This is a genomic window from Streptomyces globisporus, assembly GCF_003501885.1.
Classification (GTDB): domain Bacteria; phylum Actinomycetota; class Actinomycetes; order Streptomycetales; family Streptomycetaceae; genus Streptomyces; species Streptomyces globisporus_D.
This window is the reverse complement of the sequence record NZ_QWFA01000342.1, coordinates 1-5,089: the sequence shown is the minus strand read 5'-3', so window position 1 is coordinate 5,089 and position 5,089 is coordinate 1. Positions and strand designations below refer to the sequence as shown.

Here is a 5,089-nt window from a genome sequence, read left to right as displayed (position 1 = left end):
GGATAACCCACGCGGACCAGTGAGGGGGAGAGCGGGGGGGCGGGGGAACGCAGGGGATGAGGGGAGGTGTGGGGAAGGGAGGGGAGAGAAGGAGGGGCAGGGGAGCAACGTGAGAGGGCCGGCCCCGGCGGGGAGAGAAGACCGGCCCCGGCAAGGAACGGGGAGGGCGGGGTTCGTCCAGGGCAGGCCCACCGGATCGGCCGGGCCGGGTCAGCCGCGCCAGGCCGGGCTTGGCCGCCCGGGCCGCGGCGGCCAAGCCCGGGGTGACTCCGCCAGGGCGGCGGGTCGGTCCGGCTCGCCCCCGCCCGGTCAGTTCGTCCGGGTCAGCCGCGCCAGGGCAGCTCGGCTGTGACCGTTGTCGGACCGCCGATCGGGGAGTCGACCACCAGGACCCCGTCCACGGCGTCCAGCCGCTCCGCCAGTCCGGCCAGGCCGCCGCCCGACGCCGACGACGCCCCGCCCCGGCCGTTGTCCGTGACCTGGAGCATCACCCGGTCTCCTGCCCGCCACACATCGACCGTGGCCCGGGTCGCTCGGGCGTGCTTGCTGATGTTCTGGAGCAGCTCCGAGACGGTGAAGTACGCGATCCCCTCGATCGCCTGCGCCGGACGCGCATCCAGGTCCACCTCGACGGTCACGGGCACGGTGCAGCGGGAGGCTATCGCGGAGAGTGCGGCGTCCAGGCCGGGCCAGGTCGCGCAGCTCCTGCAGCGCCACCTTCACCTCGCCATGCGCTTCGTCGACCATACGGGCAGCGGCCTCGGGGTCGTCGGTGAGCTTCTCCTTCGCCAGGCCCAGATCCATGGCGAGGGCGACCAGGCGGGCCTGGGCTCCGTCGTGCAGGTCGCGTTCGATCCGGCGCAGGTCGGCGGCGGCGGTGTCCACGACCACGCCCCGGTCCGACTCCAGCTCGGAGACCCGGGTGGCCAGCCGGGACGGCCCCAGCAGACCGGTGACCATCAGCCGGTCCACCGTCAGCAGACCCCGCACGACCCAGGGCGCCGCCATCACCAGCACCAGGCCCACCGCCCCGGTCGCCGCCAGCTCGAGGGGTGAGTTCAGATACTCCGCGTGGGTGCGGTCCCCGTACACCTGGATGCCGTCCTGCCCGCCGAACATCGGGAACAGCCAGAACCACAGCGGGTACGTCAGCGCCATCAGGCCGTACGTCCAGAACGAGATCGCGACGACGAACGTGAATATGGCCCACGGGAAGTGCAGCAGCGTGTACAGCAGGTGCCGCCAGGACGCCCCGCTCTTGAGGACCGCGCCCATCCACGACATCGGGCCGCCGGTCTTCCCCTGCACCCGCTCCGGATCCGCCACCTCCACCCGCAGCAGCGCCCGCGCCCGGTGCCGCTCCAAGGCCCCGAAGCCCCGGCACACGGCGAGGCCGACAGCGAGGACCGGTATCCCGACGAAGGTGACCATCAGGCCCGCGCTCAACGACGTCATGGTGACCGCGAAGACGAACATCACCGTGCTGAGCGGGAAGCTCAGCAGCGCGTAGAGGAGCTCGCTCCAGGCACGGGCCTCCAGCGGCGCACGCAGCGGCGCGGGGAGGAAATGCCTCGTCCGGGTCTTCACCCCGAAGCCGGGGGCGGAACCCTCGTGCTCCCGGTCCCGCGTGTCCGGTCCGTATGCCGTGGCCATGAGTCCCGTCCGTTCCGTCTCTGTCTCAGTCTCTCAGTGGGCTGTGTCCGTGGGGTGTGCGCCGCCGTGGCGCTGGAGGCGGCCCGTGACCACGGACCGCTCTTCCGCCGTTCTCCCTCAAGGGTGCTGGCCGGCGGCCTTCCGCACCATGAGGTCCCTCTCCGTATCCGACCGGGGGTTTTCCCTACCCCCGGTCGGACGGGAGGGCAGGCCGTCCGTGCAGGCATGCAGGCATGCGGTCATACCGTTCGTGCGGCCGCAACGGTCCGGTCGCGCCAGGGCAGCTCGGCGGTGACGGTCGTCGGCCCGCCCTCCGGCGAGTCCACGACGAACACTCCGTCGACCGCGTCGAGCCGCTCGGCGAGCCCCGCCAGGCCCGAGCCGCCGTCCAACCGGGCCCCGCCCCCGCCGTCGTCCGTGACCTGGAGCAGCAGCCGGTCCCCCGAACGCCACACGTCGACGGAGGCCGACCGCGCACCGCTGTGCTTGCTGATGTTCTGGAGCAGCTCCGAGACGGTGAAATACGCGATCCCCTCGATCGCCTCGGCCGGGCGCCCCCGAAGCCCCACCGACACCTTGACCGGGACCGTGCAGCGGGAGGCGATGGCGGAGAGTGCGGCGTCCAGGCCCCGGTCGGTGAGGACGGCGGGGTGGATGCCGCGGGCCAGGTCGCGCAGCTCCTGCAGCGCCACCTTGATCTCGCCGTGGGCCTCGTCGACCATACGGGCAGCGGCCTCGGGGTCGTCGGTGAGCTTCTCCTTCGCCAGGCCGAGCCCCATGGCGAGGGCGACCAGGCGGGCCTGGGCTCCGTCGTGCAGGTCGCGTTCGATCCGGCGGAGGTCGGCGGCGGCGGTGTCCACGACCACGCCCCGGTCCGACTCCAGCTCGGCGATGCGCCGCTCCAACTCGTCCGACGGGGACAGCAGCCCGCGCACCATCGCCCGGTCCACCGTCGTCAGCCCCCGCGCGATGAACGGCAGTACCGGCCACAGGACGAACAGGCTCACCAGCGTCACCGCGAACGTCAGCACGCCCCACGGCAGTCGGATGAACCCGTACAACAACGCCCGCCAGCCCACCGGGTCCTTCAGCCCCGCCCACAGCCGGACGAAGAACCCCTGGTCCCGGTGGCCGCGCCCGAGCGGACTCGGCTCCTCCACCCGCACGCCGAGCATCCACCGCGCCCGCCGCCGCTCCAGCCGGCCCACCAGCCGAGCGCCCTGGAGACCGCCGACCAGCAGCGGCAGACCGATCACGGTGACGGACAGTCCGGCGCCCACGCTGATCACAACAACCGTGTAGACGAACCCGACGACGGCCACCGGCAGATTGGCGAGCAGATACGCGATCTCCCGCCAGGTCCACCGGTCGAGGGCGAAACGGGCGGGCGGCAGCCGGTCGGGGTCCGGCACGGAGGGGCTCATGGTCATACCCCCAGCCTGCCGGGCCGCGCCCACGCACACCATGGGGCTCGTGGGTGGGGGTGAAGTAGGGATAACCCCACCCGATGTCCGACGCGGCTGCTTACGCTCCGTTTAGCAGGCCCTAGACTCCCGTGCGTACAGAACCCGTGTGTACACAACGGGCACGCGGGACAGAAGCGGACGACGAGGGAGCGAGGGGCGGACGTGGCCGACGTTACGGACGTGACCGGCGTGGCGGACGCGGCGGGCATGACCGGGGTGTCCGGCGTTCCGGTGGACGGAGTTACCGCATTCGCCTCCGATTACTTCCAGAGCTATTCGGTCATCGGCCTGCTCGCCCTGGTCGGCGTCCTGTTCGTCGCTGTGGCCTTCGGGGCCGGGCGACTGCTGCGCCCCATCGTGCCCACCCCGGAGAAGCTGCTCACCTACGAATGCGGCGTCGACCCGGTCGGCGAGGGCTGGGCGCACACCCAGGTGCGCTACTACGTCTACGCGTTCCTGTACGTGATCTTCGCGGTCGACTCCATCTTCCTGTTCCCGTGGGCCACGGTGTTCGCAGCGCCGGGATACGGCGCGACGACCCTGGTCGAAATGTTCATCTTCCTCGGCTTTCTGGCCGTGGGACTGCTCTACGCATGGAAGAAGGGCGTCCTCGCATGGGCCTGACGAGCCGACCGGACCCCGCGTCGCAGCAGCCCGCGTCCCCGTCCCCCGCCCCCGCCGACCCGGTCCTCCTTCCCGAGCCCAAGCGCCTCGGCGTGCTCTCCAGGCTCGCACCGGAGCCGATGAAGGTCGTCCTCAACTGGGGCCGCCGCTACAGCCTCTGGGTCTTCAACTTCGGACTCGCCTGCTGCGCCATCGAGTTCATCGCCGCGTCCATGGCCCGCCACGACTTCATCCGGCTCGGCGTGATCCCGTTCGCCCCCGGCCCCCGTCAGGCCGACCTCATGATCGTGTCCGGCACCGTGACGGACAAGATGGCCCCGGCCGTGAAGCGGCTGTACGAGCAGATGCCCGAACCGAAGTACGTCATCTCCTTCGGCGCCTGCTCCAACTGCGGCGGCCCCTACTGGGACTCGTACTCCGTGACCAAGGGCGTCGACCAGATCATCCCCGTCGATGTGTACGTACCCGGCTGCCCGCCCAGGCCCGAGGCGCTGCTCCAGGGCATCCTCAAGCTCCAGGAGAAGATCGCGCGCGAATCCCTCGCCGAGCGGTACGCCTCCGGGGGGCCGGGCGGCGGCCCGTCCACCGAGGCCCTGCGCAGCGGCCTCGTCGCCGCGCCGGCAGCGGCTTCGCAACCCGACGAGGAGGGGCGGCGATGAGCGATCGCGACCAGTACGCGGAGTCCGCCGCCGGGGCCGAGGCCTACGACCGGCTGCCGGACGCGGTCACCGACGTGTTCGGCGACGAGGCCACGGCGGAGTCGGCGTACGACCTGCTGACCGTCGACGTCCCCGCCGCCGACTGGCTCACCGCGCTGCGGACCGCCCGCGACGAACTCGGGTGCACCTACTTCGACTGGCTCAGCGCCGTGGACGAACCGGGCGTCGGTTTCCGCGTCTGCGCCCATGTCGCGGCCCTCGGCACGGGTACGGTACGGCGGCTGATGGTCCGCACGACCGTGCCGCACGACGCGGCGGTGCTGCCCAGCGCCATCGACGTGTACGCGGGCGCGGCCTGGCACGAGCGTGAGACGCACGAGATGTTCGGTGTCGCGTTCGACGGCCACCCCCATCTCGTGCCGCTGCTCCTGCCCGAAGGCTTCGAAGGCCACCCGCTGCGCAAGGACTTCGTCCTGGCCGCGCGCGTCGCGAAGGCCTGGCCCGGGGCGAAGGAGCCGGGTGAGCCGGCGGAAGGCCACACGGGCCCGAAGCGACGCGCGATGCTCCCGCCCGGCGTCCCCGACCCGAACGAATGGGGCCCCCTGAAGGGCCAACTCCCCCCAGCCGCGGTGCGCCCGACCCGGGCCGCCCGCCCCGCGGCTGGGGGGAGTTGGCCCTTCAGGGGGC

The 5,089-nt window shown here is 72.1% G+C and carries 4 protein-coding genes and 1 pseudogene; 3 read left to right on the top strand and 2 right to left on the bottom strand.

Annotated features, from left to right (window positions below):
- Positions 1 to 323 precede the first annotated feature (323 nt).
- A pseudogene (locus D3105_RS33215) lies at positions 324 to 1,653 on the bottom strand (sensor histidine kinase).
- A 239-nt stretch (positions 1,654 to 1,892) separates the two neighbouring features.
- Positions 1,893 to 3,083 carry a sensor histidine kinase gene (locus D3105_RS33210; protein WP_118906529.1) on the bottom strand — a complete coding sequence of 397 codons (1,191 nt, stop codon included), beginning with the start codon at positions 3,081 to 3,083 and terminating at the stop codon, positions 1,893 to 1,895.
- 243 nt (positions 3,084 to 3,326) lie between these two features.
- On the opposite strand from D3105_RS33210, the gene D3105_RS33205 reads away from it, so the two are divergent.
- From D3105_RS33205 to D3105_RS33195, 3 genes are all read left to right on the top strand, one after another.
- Positions 3,327 to 3,743, top strand: coding sequence for an NADH-quinone oxidoreductase subunit A (locus tag D3105_RS33205; RefSeq protein WP_206273046.1), 417 nt, complete (start codon positions 3,327 to 3,329; stop codon positions 3,741 to 3,743).
- Positions 3,734 to 4,402: an NADH-quinone oxidoreductase subunit B gene (locus tag D3105_RS33200; protein ID WP_118906528.1), complete on the top strand. Its 669-nt coding sequence runs from the start codon at positions 3,734 to 3,736 to the stop codon at positions 4,400 to 4,402. Before D3105_RS33205 ends, D3105_RS33200 begins: the two co-directional genes overlap by 10 nt.
- A partial coding sequence (locus D3105_RS33195; RefSeq protein WP_206273044.1) for an NADH-quinone oxidoreductase subunit C occupies positions 4,399 to 5,089 on the top strand: 691 nt, incomplete at its 3' end. The genes D3105_RS33200 and D3105_RS33195, both read left to right, overlap by 4 nt.